This window comes from Sphingomonas faeni, assembly GCF_040407495.1.
Lineage (GTDB): Bacteria > Pseudomonadota > Alphaproteobacteria > Sphingomonadales > Sphingomonadaceae > Sphingomonas > Sphingomonas faeni_D.
This window is the reverse complement of sequence record NZ_JAPZPP010000002.1, coordinates 102,746-121,675: the sequence shown is the minus strand read 5'-3', so window position 1 is coordinate 121,675 and position 18,930 is coordinate 102,746. Positions and strand designations below refer to the sequence as shown.

The 18,930-nt window shown below is 66.2% G+C and carries 18 protein-coding genes; 13 read left to right on the top strand and 5 right to left on the bottom strand.

Features of this window, described 5'->3' with window-relative positions:
• The first annotated feature begins 74 nt into the window (after window positions 1–74).
• From O6W96_RS05360 to O6W96_RS05315, 10 genes are all read left to right on the top strand, one after another.
• Entirely contained in the window at window positions 75–704 is a 630-nt protein-coding gene (locus O6W96_RS05360) for a hypothetical protein (RefSeq protein ID WP_353468631.1), read from the top strand.
• Window positions 705–824: 120 nt separating this feature from the next.
• On the top strand, window positions 825–1,070 hold the full coding sequence (locus O6W96_RS05355) for a hypothetical protein (protein WP_056047934.1): 246 nt from the start codon (window positions 825–827) through the stop codon (window positions 1,068–1,070).
• Between the two features lie 153 nt (window positions 1,071–1,223).
• Window positions 1,224–1,592: a 30S ribosomal protein S13 gene (gene rpsM, locus O6W96_RS05350; RefSeq protein WP_056015521.1), complete on the top strand. Its 369-nt coding sequence runs from the start codon at window positions 1,224–1,226 to the stop codon at window positions 1,590–1,592.
• Window positions 1,593–1,676: 84 nt separating this feature from the next.
• A complete protein-coding gene (gene rpsK / locus O6W96_RS05345; protein WP_031395237.1) occupies window positions 1,677–2,066 on the top strand; it encodes a 30S ribosomal protein S11 in 390 nt (129 codons plus the stop codon).
• 97 nt (window positions 2,067–2,163) lie between these two features.
• Window positions 2,164–3,234, top strand: coding sequence for a DNA-directed RNA polymerase subunit alpha (locus O6W96_RS05340; RefSeq protein ID WP_031395236.1), 1,071 nt, complete (start codon window positions 2,164–2,166; stop codon window positions 3,232–3,234).
• A 252-nt stretch (window positions 3,235–3,486) separates the two neighbouring features.
• Window positions 3,487–3,909 (top strand): 50S ribosomal protein L17, encoded by a 423-nt coding sequence (gene rplQ, locus O6W96_RS05335; protein WP_056482675.1) that lies wholly within the window; start codon window positions 3,487–3,489, stop codon window positions 3,907–3,909.
• Window positions 3,910–4,144: 235 nt separating this feature from the next.
• The gene (gene guaA / locus O6W96_RS05330) at window positions 4,145–5,701 is read left to right on the top strand and encodes a glutamine-hydrolyzing GMP synthase (RefSeq protein WP_056482672.1); all 1,557 of its coding nucleotides are present in this window, start codon (window positions 4,145–4,147) and stop codon (window positions 5,699–5,701) included.
• 82 nt (window positions 5,702–5,783) lie between these two features.
• Window positions 5,784–6,695, top strand: coding sequence for a subclass B3 metallo-beta-lactamase (gene bla, locus O6W96_RS05325; RefSeq protein WP_353468630.1), 912 nt, complete (start codon window positions 5,784–5,786; stop codon window positions 6,693–6,695).
• Between the two features lie 6 nt (window positions 6,696–6,701).
• Entirely contained in the window at window positions 6,702–7,355 is a 654-nt protein-coding gene (locus O6W96_RS05320) for a DUF969 domain-containing protein (RefSeq protein ID WP_353468629.1), read from the top strand.
• The gene (locus O6W96_RS05315) at window positions 7,352–8,293 is read left to right on the top strand and encodes a DUF979 domain-containing protein (protein WP_353469359.1); all 942 of its coding nucleotides are present in this window, start codon (window positions 7,352–7,354) and stop codon (window positions 8,291–8,293) included. The genes O6W96_RS05320 and O6W96_RS05315 overlap by 4 nt, the downstream gene beginning before the upstream one ends.
• Here O6W96_RS05315 and O6W96_RS05310 read toward each other — a convergent pair.
• From O6W96_RS05310 to O6W96_RS05300, 3 genes are read right to left on the bottom strand one after another with little or no spacing between them, the layout of a single operon-like run.
• Complete coding sequence (locus O6W96_RS05310; protein ID WP_353468628.1) at window positions 8,272–8,766, bottom strand: cupin domain-containing protein; 495 nt, start codon at window positions 8,764–8,766, stop codon at window positions 8,272–8,274. The genes O6W96_RS05315 and O6W96_RS05310 overlap by 22 nt on opposite strands.
• Window positions 8,763–9,857, bottom strand: a complete 1,095-nt coding sequence (locus tag O6W96_RS05305) for a Gfo/Idh/MocA family protein (RefSeq protein ID WP_353468627.1) — start codon at window positions 9,855–9,857, stop codon at window positions 8,763–8,765. The genes O6W96_RS05310 and O6W96_RS05305 overlap by 4 nt, the downstream gene beginning before the upstream one ends.
• Window positions 9,857–10,420, bottom strand: coding sequence for a gluconokinase (locus tag O6W96_RS05300; protein WP_353468626.1), 564 nt, complete (start codon window positions 10,418–10,420; stop codon window positions 9,857–9,859). Before O6W96_RS05300 ends, O6W96_RS05305 begins: the two co-directional genes overlap by 1 nt.
• A 187-nt stretch (window positions 10,421–10,607) precedes the next feature.
• Here O6W96_RS05300 and O6W96_RS05295 point away from each other — a divergent pair, with 187 nt between their 5' ends.
• On the top strand, window positions 10,608–13,661 hold the full coding sequence (locus tag O6W96_RS05295) for a glycosyl hydrolase family 28-related protein (protein WP_353468625.1): 3,054 nt from the start codon (window positions 10,608–10,610) through the stop codon (window positions 13,659–13,661).
• Window positions 13,662–13,778: 117 nt separating this feature from the next.
• Window positions 13,779–14,891, top strand: coding sequence for a lactonase family protein (locus O6W96_RS05290; protein ID WP_353468624.1), 1,113 nt, complete (start codon window positions 13,779–13,781; stop codon window positions 14,889–14,891).
• A 27-nt stretch (window positions 14,892–14,918) separates the two neighbouring features.
• Here O6W96_RS05290 and O6W96_RS05285 read toward each other — a convergent pair whose 3' ends face one another.
• Both O6W96_RS05285 and O6W96_RS05280 read right to left on the bottom strand, forming a co-directional pair.
• Window positions 14,919–16,490, bottom strand: a complete 1,572-nt coding sequence (locus O6W96_RS05285; RefSeq protein ID WP_353468623.1) for a carboxylesterase/lipase family protein — start codon at window positions 16,488–16,490, stop codon at window positions 14,919–14,921.
• Between the two features lie 93 nt (window positions 16,491–16,583).
• Complete coding sequence (locus O6W96_RS05280; RefSeq protein ID WP_353468622.1) at window positions 16,584–17,912, bottom strand: metal-dependent hydrolase family protein; 1,329 nt, start codon at window positions 17,910–17,912, stop codon at window positions 16,584–16,586.
• A gap of 227 nt (window positions 17,913–18,139) precedes the next feature.
• Here O6W96_RS05280 and O6W96_RS05275 point away from each other — a divergent pair, with 227 nt between their 5' ends.
• Entirely contained in the window at window positions 18,140–18,910 is a 771-nt protein-coding gene (locus O6W96_RS05275; protein ID WP_435372203.1) for a gamma-glutamyl-gamma-aminobutyrate hydrolase family protein, read from the top strand.
• The last annotated feature ends 20 nt before the right edge of the window (window positions 18,911–18,930 follow it).

Below are 18,930 nucleotides of genomic sequence, written 5' to 3'. Positions count from 1 at the left end.
CAGCGGAGGTTGGTAGGGTGGCGGCGTATTGATCGAGGCAGGCCTACTTGCCGGGATAACTTATGCTTAGAAATATGTTTGCAATTTCGGGGTGGTTAGTTGCTGTTTTCATGAGGCTGCTCAACCTGCCAGCGCAAATAAATAGCTTTCGAAAAGAATTGCCAGAAGCCGCTGAGGGAATGGGTGTTTGGGCGCCAGTCGACTCCAGATTTAACGGCGATTGGAGCCTGGTGAAGACCTGCAAGGCCGATCCTTTTGACGTGGGGGATCTCGATCCGGTTTCCCTTGCGTCCAGCCCGAGCGAGAATACGCCGACACCGGGCGGAAGTGGACTGGATTTTACTCTTCGGTTTGATGGTGACGCTGTTCACGGGGAGATAATGTCGAAAGGCCTAAACGAGCACTTCGCATGGCCTGAGGCAACGATCACCGGCACGGTTTATCGCAGTAAATCGAGAATACGGGTAATAGATTGGATTGACAGCAAGCCGGTCACATTGGCGAACGTTGATCTGTCGCGAACTGCTGATGGGTGCCTGCAATTTAAAGTAGTTGATCAGCGAGGTAATTTTTTTCCCGAGACTGCATTGCTCGCAAGACAGGGTAAGAATCATTACCAGAGTCTGCCACGTAGTGGTGGCCTTATTGAGCGGGTGATGAAGAAGGCTATGAAGGACGGAAGAATAAAGCCCCCGTCTTCATAGAACGGTGGGCTGTGTCGCCACCTTTTTTGGATAGTTCCCGTACGCCGGGCTGATCGTACTTCGGAGGTCGGGCGTGCTGCGCAGTGGCACTTGTTCACGATTACTGGCACAGGGTGTCCCATGGACTCCCTTTCCCTATTCGGCCTAGCCGCGGTATCCTTCACGCTGCTATGCTACGCCAAGGAAGCCGGCTCGCACTGGTGGACGCTCGGTTTCGCGTTCGGGTGCGTGCTCGGTTCGATCTACGGCTTCCTTCAGGGCGCGTGGCCGTTCGGGGTGGTCGAGCTGATCTGGACGGTCGTCTCGTTCCGCCGCTGGCTCAAGATGCGCCACGCTGCACCGTCCGCCGTGGAACCGCTCGCTTGACACTGCGTTCGCCCGCGCCTAGTTGAACTCTCCCCGACACGACGGTTCCGGCGGCGCTTGTTTGCGTTCGTCGCTATCGTGCGTTCGGATCATCGCTAAGAGATGGGCTTTGTGCAGCCATGCCGAAGCCCGTGGAGCAGGAGAACCAAGTTCATGGCACGTATCGCGGGTGTTAATATCCCGACCAACAAGCGCGTGGTGATCGCGCTGACCTATATTCACGGCATCGGTTCGACCAAGGCCAAGGAAATCGTCGCGAAGCTCGGCATCGCCGACACCGCCCGCGTCCAGGACCTGACCGATCAGGAAGTCCTGCACATCCGCGAGACGATCGACGCCGATCACACCGTCGAGGGCGATCTGCGCCGCCAGACCTCGATGAACATCAAGCGCCTGATGGATCTCGCCTGCTATCGCGGCCTGCGTCATCGCAAGGGCCTCCCGGTCCGCGGCCAGCGCACGCATACCAATGCGCGCACCCGCAAGGGCAAGGCCAAGCCGATCGCCGGCAAGAAGAAGTAATCCACTTTTTCAATGGATTACTCCGCCGGCGCTGGTCCCAACGGGCCGCCCGGCGTCACGCAGATACAGGTCAGGAAATACACCATGGCACGCGAACCTCAGCGCATTAAGCGGCGCGAGCGCAAGAACATCACCTCTGGCGTCGCTCACGTGAATGCCAGTTTCAACAACACCATGATCACGATCACCGATGCCCAGGGCAACGCGATCTCGTGGTCGTCGGCCGGCGCAATGGGCTTCAAGGGCTCGCGCAAGTCGACTCCGTACGCGGCCCAGGTCGCAGCGGAAGACGCCGGCAAGAAGGCCGCCGAGCACGGCGTCCGCACGATCGAAGTCGAGGTCAAGGGCCCCGGCTCGGGTCGCGAATCGGCACTGCGCGCGCTTCAGGCAGTCGGTTTCCAGATCACGTCGATCCGCGACGTGACCTCGATCCCGCACAACGGCGTGCGCCCTTCGAAGCGTCGTCGCGTCTGATTCTCCGCCTCCCGTGCGCGGTTGATCGCGCCGCACGGGTGTATTTTATTGGTCGGCGGACACACCCGTTCGCCGGCCCCCAAATTAGGGGAAGCATGTGTCTGTCAACGCAAAGAACTGGCAGGAACTCAAGAAGCCCAGCGGCCTGGAGAAAAAGGCCGGTGGCGACACCAAGCGCAAGGCGACCTTCATCGCCGAGCCGCTCGAGCGTGGCTTCGGCCTGACGCTCGGCAACGCGCTGCGTCGCGTGTTGCTGTCGTCGCTGCAGGGCGCGGCCGTCACCTCGATCAAGATCGAGAACGTGCTGCATGAGTTCTCGTCTCTGGCCGGCGTCCGCGAGGACGTGACCGACATCGTCCTCAACGTGAAGCAGATCGCGATCCGCATGCAGGGCGAGGGGCCCAAGCGCCTCCAGCTCTCGGCAACGGGTCCGGGTGAAGTCAAGGCCGGCGACATCGCCGTCTCGGGCGACATCGAGATCATGAACAAGGATCTCGTGATCTGCCACCTCGATGAGGGTGCGACGCTCAACATGGAGCTGACCGCCGACATCGGTAAGGGTTACGTGCCGGCGACCGCAAACCGCCCGGCCGACGCGCCGATCGGTCTGATCCCGGTCGATGCGCTGTACTCGCCGGTACGTCAGGTTTCGTACAAGGTCGACCCGACCCGCGTCGGTCAGGACCTGGATTACGACAAGCTGACGCTGACGATCGAGACCGACGGCACGATCACCCCGGAAGACGCAGTCGGCTATGCCGGGCGCATCCTCCAGGACCAGCTCGCGCTGTTCGTCCACTTCGACGACTCGTCGGTCACGCGCTCGTCGGCCCCTATCGGCCAGGCAGCCCCTGCTGCCGGTGGTGCGGAGCCCGCAGGCGATACGCAGCAGATCAACCGTTACCTTCTCAAGAAGGTCGACGAGTTGGAGCTGTCGGTGCGCTCGGCGAACTGCCTCAAGAACGACAACATCATCTACATCGGCGATCTGGTCGGCAAGACCGAAGCCGAGATGCTGCGTACGCCTAACTTCGGCCGCAAGTCCTTGAACGAGATCAAGGAAGTGCTGTCGTCGATGGGTCTTCGCCTGGGCATGGAAATCCCCGGCTGGCCACCTGAGAACATCGAAGAGATGGCCAAGAAGCTCGAGCAGGAAATCATGGGCTGATTTCGCACCGGGGCAAGCAAGCTTGCCTCGGAGACGAAACAGTCCGGCCGGCGGGTCGGTTTCGACCGACCCGTTCGACGACACGGCTTCGCCGAGTCGCCACCCGGCTGGAGACGAAGGGAAGGGCTAAGGAAGCGTCCTAGGCGTAACCTTATCCTAACCTTTGAACGAAAGGCGATCGGTCGCGGCCTCAACGGCGACCAGCTCCCGGGTACCTCACACGGCCCCTGAACGAACGAAAAGGTATTAAACATGCGCCATCGCGTAGGCGGCCGTAAGCTTCAGCGGACCTCGGCCCACCGTCTTGCCCTGTTCCGCAACATGAGCGCCGCGCTCATCAAGCACGAGCAGATCACCACCACCGTCGCCAAGGCGAAGGAACTACGTCCTTACGTTGAGAAGCTGATCACGCTCGCGAAGAAGGGTGGCCTGTCCAACCGTCGTCTCGCGCACGGCAAGCTGCTCGACGATGCGCAGCTGATCAAGTTGTTCGACACGCTCGCGACCCGTTATGCGGATCGCAACGGCGGTTACACCCGCGTCATCAAGGCCGGTATCCGCATGTCGGACGCCTCGCCGATGGCCGTCATCGAGTTCGTCGACCGCGACGTCTCGGCGAAGGGCCAGGATTCGGGTCCGGTAATGTCGGACGCTGAGTACGACGACGCGGCGTAAGTTTTGCCGAAGCCCTGAGCTTCCAATCCTCTCCCGCAAGGGGGAGGTGGCAGGCACAGCCTGTCGGAGGGGGAGGCGGCGACAACCTCGGTTGCGTGTCCTCCCCCTCCGTCACCTTCGGCGCCACCCCCCCCTGGCGGGGGAGGATCAGATTTTAGCCCGATCAGAGGCCGCGTTTCCCATCCGGGAGGCGCGGCCTCTTTCGTTACGGGTCCCATCCGGCTATGCGCCCGACATGGAGCACCCAGACAGCATTCTCATCGTCGATTTCGGCAGCCAGGTAACCCAGCTGATCGCCCGCCGCGTGCGCGAGGCCGGCGTCTATAGCGAGATCGCCCCCTTCCAGTCCGCCGAAGCCGCGTTCGACCGGATGCAGCCCAAGGGCATCATCCTCTCGGGCGGCCCCGCGTCGGTCACCACCGAGAACTCCCCGCGCGTGCCGCAGCGCTTCTTCGAGGCGGGCATCCCGATCCTCGGCATCTGCTACGGCCAGCAGGTCATGTCCGCACAGCTCGGCGGCAACGTGATCGTCTCGGGCGACGGTGGCGAGTTCGGCAGCGCGTTCATCGAGGTCAAGTCCAACTGCGCGCTGTTCGACGGCCTCTGGGCCGAGGGCGAGCGCCACCAGGTCTGGATGAGCCACGGCGACAAGGTCGACGCGATCCCGCCCGGCTTCACCCCCGTCGCCACCTCGACCGGCGCGCCCTATGCGATCGTCGCCGACGAGGCGCGGCGCTTCTACGGCGTGCAGTTCCATCCGGAGGTCGTCCACACCCCCGATGGCGGCAAGCTGATCGCGAACTTCGCGCGCCACGTCTGCGGCCTGAGCGGCGACTGGACGATGGCCGAGTTCCGCGAGACCAAGATCGCCGAGATCCGCGCGCAGGTTGGCAAGGGCCGCGTCATCTGTGGCCTGTCGGGCGGCGTCGACTCGGCAGTCGCGGCGGTGCTGATCCACGAGGCGATCGGCGAGCAGCTCACCTGCGTCTATGTCGATCACGGCCTGATGCGCGCAGGCGAGAGCGAGCAGGTCGTCAGCCTGTTCCGCGGCGCCTACAACATCCCGCTGATCCACGTGAACGTCGAGGAGCTGTTCCTCAGCGGACTCGCCGGGATCACCGACCCCGAGCTGAAGCGCAAGTTCATCGGCAAGACCTTCATCGACGTGTTCGACACCGAGGCGAAGAAGCTCGGCGGCGCGGAGTTCCTTGCGCAGGGCACGCTGTACCCGGACGTGATCGAAAGCGTCAGCTTCACCGGCGGTCCGTCGGTGACGATCAAGAGCCACCACAATGTCGGCGGCCTGCCCGAGCGCATGAACATGAAGCTCGTCGAGCCGTTGCGCGAGCTGTTCAAGGACGAGGTCCGCGTGTTGGGGCGTGAACTGGGGCTCCCCGAGATCTTCGTCGGCCGTCACCCGTTCCCCGGACCCGGCCTCGCGATCCGCATTCCCGGCGAAGTCACCAAGGAACGTTGCGACATCCTGCGCAAGGCGGATGCGATCTACCTCGAGGAGATCCGCGCGGCCGGCCTCTACGACACGATCTGGCAGGCGTTCGCGGTGTTGCTCCCGGTCCGCAGCGTCGGCGTGATGGGCGACGGCCGCACCTACGACAACGTGCTGGCGTTGCGCGCGGTCACCTCGACCGATGGCATGACCGCACAGGCGTTCCAGTTCCCCGGCGACTTCCTCCCGCGCGTCGCGACCCGGATCATCAACGAGGTCAAGGGCATCAACCGGGTGACCTACGACTATACCTCTAAGCCGCCCGGCACGATCGAGTGGGAATAAGCTAGACACGCATTTTACGATCCTCCCCCGCAAGGGGGAGGTGGCTGGCTCTTGCCAGACGGAGGGGGAGGACACGAAACAGATGGTATCGCATTCCGCCCCCTCCGTCAGGCTACGCCTGCCAGCTCCTCCTGGCGGGGGCGGATCGCTCGGGTTTCGTATCGGTGTGCTGGCAATCGCCGTTACCGCACCGCTCCTGCTAGGCGCGGCAGACCCGCCAGCCTGGACGCGCCCGCAAGCCCCGTTCCCGATCGCCGGCCCGATCACCTATGTCGGCAGCGAAGGTATCGCCGCCTACCTCATCAAGACCAGCGCCGGCGCGATCCTGATCGACGGCACGCTCGCCGAAAATGCCGGCATGATCGAGCGGAACATCGCCGCCGCGGGAGTACGCCCCCGCGACGTAAAGCTGATCCTCGTCACGCACGCCCACTTCGATCACGCCGCGGGTGTAGCCGCGCTCAAGCGCGCGACCGGCGCTCGCGTGGTAGCTGGTGCCCGCGACGTCCCCGCGCTCGAAACCGGCGTACCGCCCGGCGAGACCAACTACGGCGTCATCCGCTTCCCGCCCGTCCACGTCGATCGCGGCGTCCGCGACGGCGACAAGGTAACGCTCGGCACCACCACGCTGACCGCACGCGCCACGCCGGGACACACGGCCGGCTGCACGACCTGGACGATGCAAATCCCCGCCAAGCCGCGCCCCCTCGACGTCGTCTTCCCGTGCAGCGTCAGCGTGGCGGGCAACCGCCTGATCGGCAACCGTGCCTATCCCGGCATCGTCGCCGACTACCGCCGCAGCATCGCCATGCTAGGCACACTGCACGCCGATATCGTCCTGCCGTCGCACCCCGAACTCGCCGACGTGATCGCCAAGGGCAAACGTCGCCAAGCCGGCGACGCGAGCGCGTTCGTCGATCCGACGTTGCTCCCAAAGATCGTCGCGAAGGCCAAGGTCGCGTTCGACGCCGATCTCGCCAAGCAGGCGCGCTGAGCGTCGATGCTGGTCCTTTGCGGCATCGCGGTGATCGTCGCGGGCTTCCTGCTCCGGTTCAATCCGCTGCTCGTCGTCGCGGTCTCCGCACTCATCACCGGCCTTGCCGCTGGACTTGCCCCGCTTGCGATCCTCGCCGCGTTCGGGAAGGCGTTCAACGAGAACCGCTACGTCACCGTGATCTACATCGTCCTCCCGGTGATCGGGATGCTCGAACGCCACGGTCTCCAGGAACGCGCGAGACTAGCCATCGGCAAGCTCAAGGGGGCGACCGTGGGGCGTTTCCTTACCGGCTACCTCCTGTTCCGCCAGCTTACCGCGGCGCTCGGCCTGACCTCGATTGCTGGCCCGGCACAGAGCGTCCGCCCACTGGTCGCGCCGATGGCCGAAGCCGCCGCCGAGGCGCAAGGCTTGCCGCCCGGCGACGACCGCATCCCCGCCATGGCCGCCGCAACCGACAATATCGGGCTGTTCTTCGGCGAGGACATCTTCATCGCGATCGGTTCGATCCTGCTGATGAAGGGTGTGCTCGAAGGCTACGGCATCGTCATCCAGCCGCTCCACCTCTCGATGTGGGCGATCCCGACCGCGATCGCCGCGTTCCTGATCCACGGCTTCCGCTTGTGGCTGCTCGACCGCCGACTGGCACGCGTGCGATGATCGGCTCCGGCTTCATCTACGGCATCGCCGGCCTGATGTTCGCGGCGTTCGCAGTCCTGAGCGCAACCGACCGCACCAACCCGAAGCGCTTCGGCAACGCGGCCTTCTACGCGGTGCTGGCGATCAGCTTCCTGCTCGGCGGAAAGCTCGGTGATGTCGGCAACGGCGTCCTCGTTCTGGCGCTCGTCGCGATCGCCGGTTCGTGCGCGATGGGGCGGGGCGGGCGTGCCACCACCACACTCGACGAACGGCGTGTCGAAGCCACCCGCCTAGGCAACCGGATATTCCTCCCCGCGCTGATCATCCCAGCCGCAGCACTCGGCGGAACGGTCCTGTTCCGCACAGTCCCGAGCCTCGTCGACCCCAAGCAAGCGACGCTCGTCGCGCTGACCTGCGGCGTCCTGATCGCACTGGTCGCAATGCACCTATGGTTCCGCCCCCGCGTAGCGACCCCGCTCGCCGAGGGTGTCAGGCTGATGGACGCGATCGGCTGGGCGGCCGTGCTCCCCCAGATGCTCGCGAGTCTCGGCGCAGTGTTCGCGCTCGCCGGCGTCGGCGATGTCGTCGGCGGTCTGGCCGGCCACGCGATTCCCGAGGGCAGCCTGATCGGTGCAGTGCTCGCCTATACGCTCGGCATGGCGCTTTTCACGATGATCATGGGCAACGCGTTCGCGGCGTTCCCGGTGATGGCCGCGGCGATCGGCATCCCTTTGCTTGTGCGCCATTACGGCGGCGACCCGGCGGTGGTCGCGGCGATCGGCATGCTCAGCGGGTTCTGCGGCACGCTGATGACGCCGATGGCGGCGAACTTCAATCTCGTCCCCGCGGCGTTGCTCGATCTCAAGGACAGGAACGCCGTCATCCGCGCGCAGATACCGACCGCGCTGCCATTGCTCGCAGTCAATATCGGCTTGCTCTACTGGCTGGGCTTCCGCTGACCTGACGTCCGGATCTTCGTCCCGAGCATGACCAGCTTGCCATCGATGCCGAACCAGTGCGGCGTCCCCGCCGGGATCAGGAACACGTCGCCGACCGCAAGCTTCCGCGTCGTGCCACCCTCGATCCGATCGCCTTCGACCAGCCCCGGAAAGCGCAGCTTCGGCGCGACCAGCGTACCGCCCGAGACGAGCGTTCCCGAGCCCGCCATCACGGTCGCGTATTCGGCCTCGTCCGGATGCACCGCAGGCTTGCCCGGCGCCTTCCAATATTCGAGCGAGGCGCTCGTCCCGTCCGCCTGCACGAGCGGCGCCATGGCGAACCCCTGGCCCGGCTTCATCGTCTTCTCCAACGCAACGATCCGCGCGCGCACGTCGGCTGATCCAGCAAAGCTCGTCGGATCGCTCGCAGTCTGTGCGGGCAGGGAGGAAGTCGCAACGAGCGCCACGGCAGCGGCAAGCAACGGCCGGATCACAGCTTCACCGTCCGGCTTTCGCGCACGGATCGATAGATCGCCTCGACGATCCGCATATCCCGCAATCCTTCTTCGCCCGAGACGATCGGTTCGCGCCCGTCGAGAATGCACTCCGCCAGATGATCGATCTGCCCCGCGAACTGCGTCTTGCCGGGGCCAGGCGGGGGGCTGGTGATCGCAGTCTCGCGGCCATCGCGGCCGGTCCACATCGTGTTGCCGTCGTAGCGCGTCGCCGGTTCCAGCTCGATGCGCCCCTTGTCGCCCATCAGCAGGACGTGGTTCTGGTTGGCGCTGTACATCGACTGGCACCCGGCGATCGCGCCCGACGGGAATTCGAGCGTCCATTCGATCATGTCCTCGACCTCGCGAAACCGCGGATCGCGACGGTCGGTGGATTCGCGCGCGGTAACCGCGATCGGCTCCTCGCCGGTCATGTAGCGTGCGGCCTGAAGACTGTAGATGCCCATGTCCATCAGCGACCCGCCACCGGACAATGCGCGCTTCAGCCGCCATTTGTTCGGGTCCCCCTGGACGAAGCCATGCTCCGAACGGACGTAGCGGATCTTGCCCGCCGCCCCGGACTTCGCCAGCCGCATCGCCTCCAGATTGAACGGCTCGAAGTGACAGCGATAGCCGATCATCAGCTTCTTGCCGGCGGTCTTGCACGCCCGGATCATCGCCTCGCATTCGGCTGCCGATACAGCCATCGGCTTCTCGCACATGACGTGCTTGCCGGCCTTTGCCGCGCGGATGGTGTATTCGGCGTGCATCGCATTGGGCAGGCAGACATAGACGATGTCGACGTCTGGATTGTCACGAATGCGGTCGAAATCGGCATAGGTATAGATCGATCGCTCGGGCACGCCGTACTTCGTCGCGGTCGCGAGCGCCTTGGCCCGGTCGCCGCTGACCAGCGCCGTCACGCGCGAATGCTCGCAATTGACGAACTGCGGCAGGATCGTCTGCAACCCGTAATAGCCGAGCCCGACGATCGCATAGCCGAGCTTGCGTGGAGGCGCCGCGCAGGCCGCGTTCGACGTCGCCGCCAGCGTGGCCGCCGCAACCAGCAGATCACGTCGTCCGAGTTCCATCACACAGTCCTTCCCAGGCGTTCTTCGTCGTAGACGGCTTTCTCGCGTAGAACCCAGTCCAGCGCGACGTCGCAGGCCCGATCCGGCGACAGGCCGGCGGAGAGGGTGAGGGCGCGCTCGTCAGGCTGTGGTTTTTCCAGTGTATCGAGCTGGCTTTCGATGAGACTGGTCGGCATGTAGTGCCCCGAACGATGAGCCAGCCGCCGCGACAGTTCATCCTGGTCGGTCGTATCGAGGAACACGAACAACAGCGGGATACCTGCCGATCGGGACAGCCGATCGCGATAGATCCGCTTCAACGCCGAGCAGGCGGTCACCGCCACGCCGTCGCTCTCCGCCGCATCGCGCAGGCTGGCAGCGACGCGATCGAGCCAGGGCCATCGGTCCTGATCGTCCAGCGGCTGGCCGGCGCGCATCTTCGCGACGCTATGCGGCGTATGAAAGGCGTCTCCTTCAAGAAACTGGCAGCTCAATCGCGCGGCCAGCGCGGCCCCGATCGTCGATTTGCCACTGCCGCTCACCCCCATGACGACGATCGCGTAACGGTTGGCAGCGGAGGGCATTCGTACTGGTTCGTCTAGGGAAGACACGGGCTCTCCATGGCAGGACGGGGTCGATCGGTATCATCAGGCGCGCGCCGCGGGTCCCCCTATCCGGGAAACGCGGTGCGCCGCCTATTACGACCTTGGTCGTGATCGTCCGCGGTGGACGGATGTCCTATTCGAAACGACCGATGCAGGAGTCCGTTTCATGATCCACGTCCCGCGAGCGAAGACGCGCGGTATCGCGGTCCTCGCCGCCGCCCTGATGATCGCGTGGGCGCCAGCGGCTGCGTCAGCCGCATCGCGCTCGGCGTTCCTGACCGCACCCGCCGATCCCCGCGCAGTGACGGTGCGTGGGCAAGGCGACGGCGTGGCCGACGATACCGCGGCGCTCCAGCGTGCGATCGATGCGGCCGCGAGCGCGAAGGGTGGCGAGGGAATCGTCTTCCTGCCCGCCGGCCGCTACCGGATATCGAAGACCGTCTTCATCTGGCCGGGCGTCCGCCTGTTCGGGATCGGCAAGACCCGGCCGGTGATCACGCTCGGGGCCGCGACCCCCGGCTTCCAGACCGGCGTGGCGACCATGCTGTTCTTCACCGGCTCGCGTGCCGATAGTCGCGCGGCCCCGCCCAAGGTACCGGTGCCGCCGCCGACCAGCGTGCCGTTCGATGCGACGATCGGCGATGCGAACTCCGGGACCTTCTATTCGGCAATGAGCAACGTCGATTTCGAGATCGGCGACGGCAATCCAGCCGCGACCGCGGTGCGCTTCCATTTGGCGCAGCACGCGTATCTGAGCCATATCGACTTCCATATCGGATCGGGGCTCGCCGGCATCTATCAGGTCGGCAATGTCGGCCAGGACCTGCGGTTCTTCGGGGGGCGCTACGGGATCCTTACCGAGAAGACGTCGCCTGCGTGGCAATACACGCTGCTCGATTCGACGTTCGAGGGGCAACGCGATGCTGCGATCCGCGAGCATGAGGCCGGGCTGACGCTGGTCAACACCAGCATCCGCAACGTGCCCGTCGGGGTTGAGATCGACCGCGGCTATGGCGACTGGCTGTGGGGCAAGGACGTACGGTTCGAGAACGTCTCGAAGGCCGCGATCGTCATCAGCAACGAGGACAATGTCTACACGCAGATCGGCTTCGAAAACGCGACCGCCAGCGGCGTGCCGGTGTTCGCCCGGTTCCGCGACAGCGGCAAGTCGGTGGCGGGGCAGGGCGCGCGATACCGGGTCAAGGCGTTCTCCTACGGCCTGACGCTGCCCGGACTGGGCGCACCGGGCGCTTACGAGACGCGCATCGATGCCGCACCGATCGCTGTGATGCCCAAGCGCGTGGAGCCGGCGATCCGGTCGCTGCCACCGGTCGCTCTGTGGTTCGACGTACGCAGCGCAGGCGCGAAGGGTGACAATTCCAGCGACGACACGGCGGCGATCCAAGCCGCTATCGATACGCACCGCGTCGTGTATTTCCCGAGCGGCTTCTACCGCGTCTCGAACACGCTAAGATTGCGGCCGGACAGCGTGCTGATCGGCCTCCACCCGGACCTGACGCAGATCGTGCTCGCCGACGATACGCCCGCCTTCCGCGGCATCGGTCCGGCCAAGGCGCTGGTCGAAAGTGCGAAGGGCGGCGACGCGATCGTCTCGGGGATCGGCCTGTTTACCGGCGGCGTGAACCCGCGCGCGACTGCGCTGCTATGGAAGGCCGGCGCGAAGTCGCTGGTCGACGATGTGCGGTTCCACGGCGGGCACGGCTCCAACGGCCCCGACGGCGTCCGCATCGATCCCTACAACGCCAACCACACCGCCGATGCCGATCCGCGCAAACGCTGGGACGGGCAATATGCCAGCCTGTCGGTCACCGATGGCGGGGGCGGCACGTTCAGCAATCTCTGGACGCCCAACACCTTCGCCGCAGCAGGGCTGCACGTCTCGAATACGAGCACGCCGGGCCATGTGTACGAGATGTCCGCCGAGCATCACGCGCGCGCGGAGATCATACTGGACGGCGTAAAGAACTGGGAGTTCCTCGCGCCGCAGACCGAAGAAGAGGCGGGCGAGAGCCGGAATGCCGTGTCGATCGAGGTCCGCAATTCGAGCAACATCCTGTTCGCCAACTACCACGCCTACCGCGTCACCCGTTCGCTTCAGCCCGCATCGACCGCGGTCAGGCTCTACAATTCCGACGATATCCGCTTTCGCAACGTCCATGTGAACGCGGAGAGCGGACTGCCGTTCTGCGATGCGGAGGGGTGCAGCACGGATTTGCGCGCGAGCAAGTTCCCTTACGAGAACGCGGTCCGGGACATGACCACGGGCCTGGAGGTGCGCGAGCGCGAGTTCGCCGTGCTCGACGTGAAGCGCGGTGCCGCACCGGTAGCTACCCTCGGCGGTCCCGTCGTACGGAAGCTGCAGGACGGCTTCCACTCGATCGCCGGCGCGGCAGTGGATGCGAAGGGCAAGCTCTACTTCGTCGAACACGATACGCATCGCATCTACGGCTGGTCGGCCGGCGAGGGGCTGTCGGTCGCCGGCGACGCACCGCTCGATCCGGTCAATCTCGCAGTCGATCGGTCTGGCAAGCTGATGGTACTGTCGTCTGATGGCGCCGCGGGCACGGTCTACAGCCTGAAGCCCGGCGATCCCGACAGTCTCGCGGTGATCGCACCGACCCCGGTCGCTACGCACCGCGATGCGAGCGTAGCGGTGCCGGGGAATTACTGGGTGAATGGCGAGTTCAAGGACCAGATCGATCCGGCGACCTACCAGTTCACCACGCTCGGCGAGATGTTCGCGCGCGACATGGCCCGACCCAAGGCGCGCGAATATGTGTCGCCCGACGGAACGCTCGTGATGCCGGCCTATCGCACCGTCCAGCAGGGGCCGCCGAACCATCTCGGTTGGCGCTTCTCCGACGCGCTCGACACGTACGGCTTCGTCAAGGCCAGGCCCGGCGAGCGCGTGTTCGTCAGCAACGGCTCCGAGGCGAAGACCTATAGCGGGCTGCTCGGTACGGGCGGCAGCGTCACCGACCTGAAGCCGTTCGCCAATCGCGGCGGCGAGAGCGTCACGGCCGGACCGGACGGACGCGTCTATCTGGCCAACGGCCAGGTATTCGTCCACGCCCCGGACGGCCGCGAGACCGGGCGGATCGACGTACCCGAACGCCCGTTGCAACTGATCTTCGGCGGCGCCGACGGACGGACGCTGTTCATCCTCACGCACCACGCGCTCTACGCGGTCGAGCCCTGATCGCATGGCCAGCCCGCATCACCAGCCAGAGCTGCGCTTCGGCGCACGCCGCGTTGCCTCCACGCCAGGCATGACGCATGAACCGCCATCGATACCGCATTTAGCCGAGGACCGACGATGACCGACTGGACGACGACACGACGGTCCGCCCTCGCCGGGATGGCGGCAACGATCGCCTTCCCGGCGGTCGCTAAGCGGTCCGGATCGGGCGCGATCACGCTGATCGCAGGGACTTACGCGCGGGAGGGTGGCAAGGGCCTGTACCCGATCAGCTTCGATCCGCGTCAGGACCAGTGGCAGGTCGGAGCACCGGTCACCACGATCGCGGACGCCTCGTTCGGCGTCGGTGGTGGCCCCGGCCGTGCCTATTACCTCGTTCGCGAAAATGCAGCTGGCGAGATCGCGGCCTACGCGCCGGGCTGGACACGGCGCGGGATCGTGCCGACCGCTGGCGCCGACCCCTGCTATGTCGCGATCGACCGGGCCAGCGCGTGCCTTGCGATCGCCAATTATTCCAGCGGCAGCGTCGCCTTCTATCAGCTCGACAAGCGGACCGGCGTGCCCAGCCAGCCGACGCTGTTCCGTCATACCGGCAGCGGCCCGAACCATGATCGGCAGGACGGACCACACGCGCACTGGGTCGGGTTCAGCCCGGATCGGCGCTGGCTGCATTCGGTCGATCTCGGCGCGGACGCGATCTTCGCCTACCGTTTCGATCCGCGCGCGGGGACGCTCGCGGAGCCCGTGGTCGCATGGCACGCGCCGGCGGGGGCTGGACCTCGGCATCTTGTGCGCCATCCGACGCGACCGATCGCCTACGTCGTCTGCGAGATGTCGAACACGCTGATCATGCTCGACGCAGGGGCGGACGGGCGGTTCGTCACGCGGCACAGCGTCTCGACGCTGCCGGCCGGGCATCGCGGTGCGTCGCAGGCCGCGCATATCGCGATCGACCGCGCGGGACGTCGACTCTACGTCTCCAACCGCGGGCATGACAGCATCGCGGTATTCGCGCTCGATCCCGCGGGCGTGCCAAGCCCGCTCCAGCACATCGCGACCGGCGGCAACTGGCCACGCGCGTTCCTGCTTCTCGACGCGCAGCGGCGGGTGGTGGTCGCCAACGAGCGCTCCGGCACGGTCGCGATCTTCAAGGTCGAGACCGACGGCCGGCTGACCGCCACTGACCAGACGCTGACGGTGCCTGGCGCGGTGTTCCTCGATCGGATCTGACGCGCCGCGCGACGCGAGCCTGGGCGTTCAGGGCCGGCGGTGCTCAAGCAGGGGGACCGCAGCCTCGTAGCGCGCCTGCGTGGTGAACGGCTCGGCCCGCGTCTGCACGTCGACGGTCTGCCGCATGATCGCGCCCTTGCCCGACGCTGCGACGGGCCAGGTCGGCAGGCCGGTCGCGTTCGGGTTGCCGGTCTTGATGAACGCCGCGAAATAGCCCTGGAACACGGCGGCTATGCGCCGATCGTCCGCGGTCCACGCATAGGCCGGGTTCGTATCGAGATTGCCGAGCGCGTATTCGATCTCGGCACTGTGCACCGCACCCATCGGCGGGATCTCGGGATTGGTCAGCGGTGGCAGCGCTGCGGGCCGGGGATGCGAGAAATGGTAATAATAGGTCGGCTGCCGGGTCCGGCGATGCAGGTCGAACCACTTCCAGGTCGAGGCGCCGAGGAACGCGTCGCTCGCGAGCGCGGTCGCAGCGGTCGGCACGTCCGCATCGGTCCGCGCGGGGTATAGCGCAAACAGAGCATCCGCATCGGCGTAGAGCCGGGCGATGCCGGCGCGGTAATTCGCGACCGTCGGCGGCTGGCCGTTCAGCACGCCCGTCCAACTGCCCTCCTGCGAATTCGAACCCACCAGCAACGGCACGCGCGCCGCGTGTCCGCCTGCGTAGGTGTCGACCGGCGCCTCTGTGAGGAAAAGCCCGTCGACGATGAAGTTGGCGCCAAGACGCTGGGTCCCTTGCGCGGCGAGCAATGCGTCGGCCGGCGTCGCGCGGAGGTCTGCGATCGAGCTCGCACCCGCGGCGCGGACAAATGCATCGCCATCCGCGGTCGCCTGTGCCAGCGACTTGGGGCGGAAGGTCGGTGGCATCACCCCGCCGCTCTCGCCGATCGCGCCCGCGAACTGCGTGCGGGTCAGCGGCGAGGTCATGAGCACGCTGACCGACATCGATCCGGCACTTTCCCCGCCGATCGTGATGCGCGCCGGGTCGCCCCCGAATGCGGCGGCGTTGCGGCGCACCCAGGCAAGCGCGGCGGCCTGATCGAGCAGGCCGTAATTGCCCGCGGCGTGCGTCGGCGATTCCGCGACGAGGTCGCTGGTCGCGAGGAACCCGAAGGCGCCGAGCCGGTAGTTGATCGTCACGACGACGATGCCCTGCCGCGCCAGTGCTGCGCCGTCATAGCGAAGTTCGGACCCGTCGCCCGCGATCGCGCCCCCGCCATGGATGTAGAACAGCACGGGAAGCTTCGCGCCGGGCTTGGTACCGGCCGGCGTCCACACGTTAAGCGTCAGGCAGTCCTCGGCGATGCCGGGCGAGCGGAACTTCATGTCGGCGAACAAGGGTTGCTGCATGCAGCGTGCACCGAATGCGTCCGCCTTCCGCACGCCACTCCACCGCGCGGCAGGCTTGGGCGGCTGCCACCGGAGCGATCCGATCGGCGGCGCGGCGTAGGGGATGCCGCGATAGGTATCGACCGGCGCTGGCGATGTCGTCAGGCGAACACCTTCGAGCGTGCCGCCGTCGACGCGTACGCTTTGCGCCGCGGCCGGGGCTGCACACAGCCCGATCCCCAGAATCCATCCCGCCCGTAGCATGTCGTCGTTCTCCGCGATCGCCTGAGGCCGACGGTCGCAGTTCGGCGGGGGTTTGCCAAGGCGCCCGGTTCGATTGCGTCGCGCCGCTTGCGGTCAAATGCCCGGCTGCGGCCCCTTGGCGATCTTGCCGCGGTGCATGACGAAGTCGACATGCTCGAGGCGGGTCACGTCGTCGAGCGGCGAACCCCGTACGGCGATGATGTCCGCAGTCTTGCCGACCGCGAGTGTGCCGATGTCGTCGCGTCCGAGCAGGTCGGCAGCGCTGGTCGTCGCGGCCGTGATCGCCTGGGTCGGCGTGAGGCCGTTCTTCACCATCAGCGCGAACTCGGTCGCGTTGTCGCCATGCTTCGACACGCCGGTGTCGGTGCCGAACGCGACCTTCACGCCCGCCGCATAGGCACGTCGATGGCTGGCGGCCATGGCGGCGGCGGCAGCCTCGGCCTTGACGATCGTCGCGGGCGGCAAGGCGCCACCACGCGCCTGCGCGAGCGCGGCGACCGGCGCGATCTCGGTCGGCACGAGATAGGCGCCCTTGGCCTTGAACAGCCGGATCGTGTCCTCGTCGAGGAACGTACCGTGTTCGATCGAGTCGACGCCGGCCTCCAGCGCCGCCTTGGTGCCCTCCGCCGCATGACTGTGCGCGGCGACCTTGCGGCCCAGCGCATGCGCCGTCTCGATGATCGCGCGCATCTCTTCGGGGGTCATCGCGCGGCCGAGGCCACCGCTGACGTTCGACAGGACACCGCCGGTCGCGGCGAATTTGATGACGCGAGCGCCCAGCGCGACCTGCGCGCGCACCGCACGACGGCAATCGTCGGCGCCGTCGCACAGATTGACCTCCTTGCTATGGACCATGTCGGCGAACTCCTCGGCAAGCCCGTTGCCGCCGTCGCCATGGCCGCCGGTCACAGAGATCATCTCGCCCGCGTTGGTGATGCTCGGGCCCTCGACCGTCCCCGCATCGATCGCATCGCGCAGCGCACGGATACCGCGCGGGTCGCCACCGAGATCGCGGACCGAGGTGAAGCCGGCGTTCAGCGTCGTGCGTGCGTTCGCGACGGCGGTCATCTCGTCGTCGAACCGGTCGCGGTTGAGCGCCTCCAGCCGCGCGCGCATCGGATCGCCCCCGATACCCCAAAGATGCACGTGCATGTCGACCAGCCCCGGCATGACGAACGCGGTGCGCAGATCGACCAGCGTCGCGCCTTGCTCGGGCGCGACGAAGCCCTCGCGCAGCTCGGCAATCTTGCCGTCGCGGATGATGATCGTGGTGTTGCCGCGCGGCGGCTGGCTCGGCCGATCGAGCAGCGTGCCGGCCTGGATATACGTGGCGGCAGACTTGGTTTGTGGCGTTGGTGTCGTCTGAGCATAGAGCGGCAGCGCGACGGTGGCGGTCAGGCCGATCAAGAGTGCCTTGAGCATCTGGTTTCTCCCCTTTCGGCCATGCTTGCCGAACCGCGGTGTTTCGGCAAGCGCTGACGGTGCCATCCTTCGGCGCGCCAACTAAAAATTGCTCCGTCGAAAGCTCAATCGACTGGGAAATCCCACCACGATAGGGGATGATCGTTGCCTTGGATGGAGGCGACGATGCGGCGAAGGGCAGAGGACGGCGCAGGCCAACTGCGCGTGCCGAGGCATCGGCCGAGTCGATGATGCGGTTTGCGTGCTGCCGGAGCGACGATGGGCCGATCAAGCCGGTGATCGGCGTGTTGTGCTGCAACGAGATCGCCGAACGACCGATCCAGGCGGTCGCGACACGGTTCGTCGAGCCGCTGGTGCGCTATGCCGGCGCGACCGTCCTGCTGGTACCCGCGGTGGCCGATGCGATGGATACGCGTGCGCTGGCGGGGCGGCTCGACGGCCTGTTGCTGACCGGATCGCGGTCGAACGTCGCCGCCGCGCGCTATGGCAAGGCAGATACGGCGGACGATGCGCTGGATCTCGACCGCGACGCCGTGGCGATGGAGCTGGCCGGGCGGATGATCGAAGCGGGTCGGCCGGTGTTCGGCATCTGCCGAGGCTTGCAGGAGCTGAACGTGTTGTTCGGGGGAACGCTGACCGACGCGCTCGACGAGGGTCATCACGGGCCGACCGATGACGCCACCGCGTACGAGACGCTGTTCGATCATACGCACGACGTCGCGCTGGCCGCGGGCGGATTGCTGGCTGCGGCGATCGAACGGCCCGAAATCACGGTCACCTCGGTCCACCGCCAAGGCATCGATCGGCTGGGCGAGGGGCTCCGCATCGAGGCGCATGCGGTGCCGGATGGTCTGGTCGAGGCGTTCTCGGCACGGCCATGCGGCGGCGACGTGCTGGCCGTACAGTGGCATCCCGAATGGGACGTTGCAGGACGTGCATCCAGTCGCGCGTTCTTTTCACTTATCGGCCGTGCACTCGGGACCTATCGGGACCGCTGAATGCGTCCTTTCTTTCATTA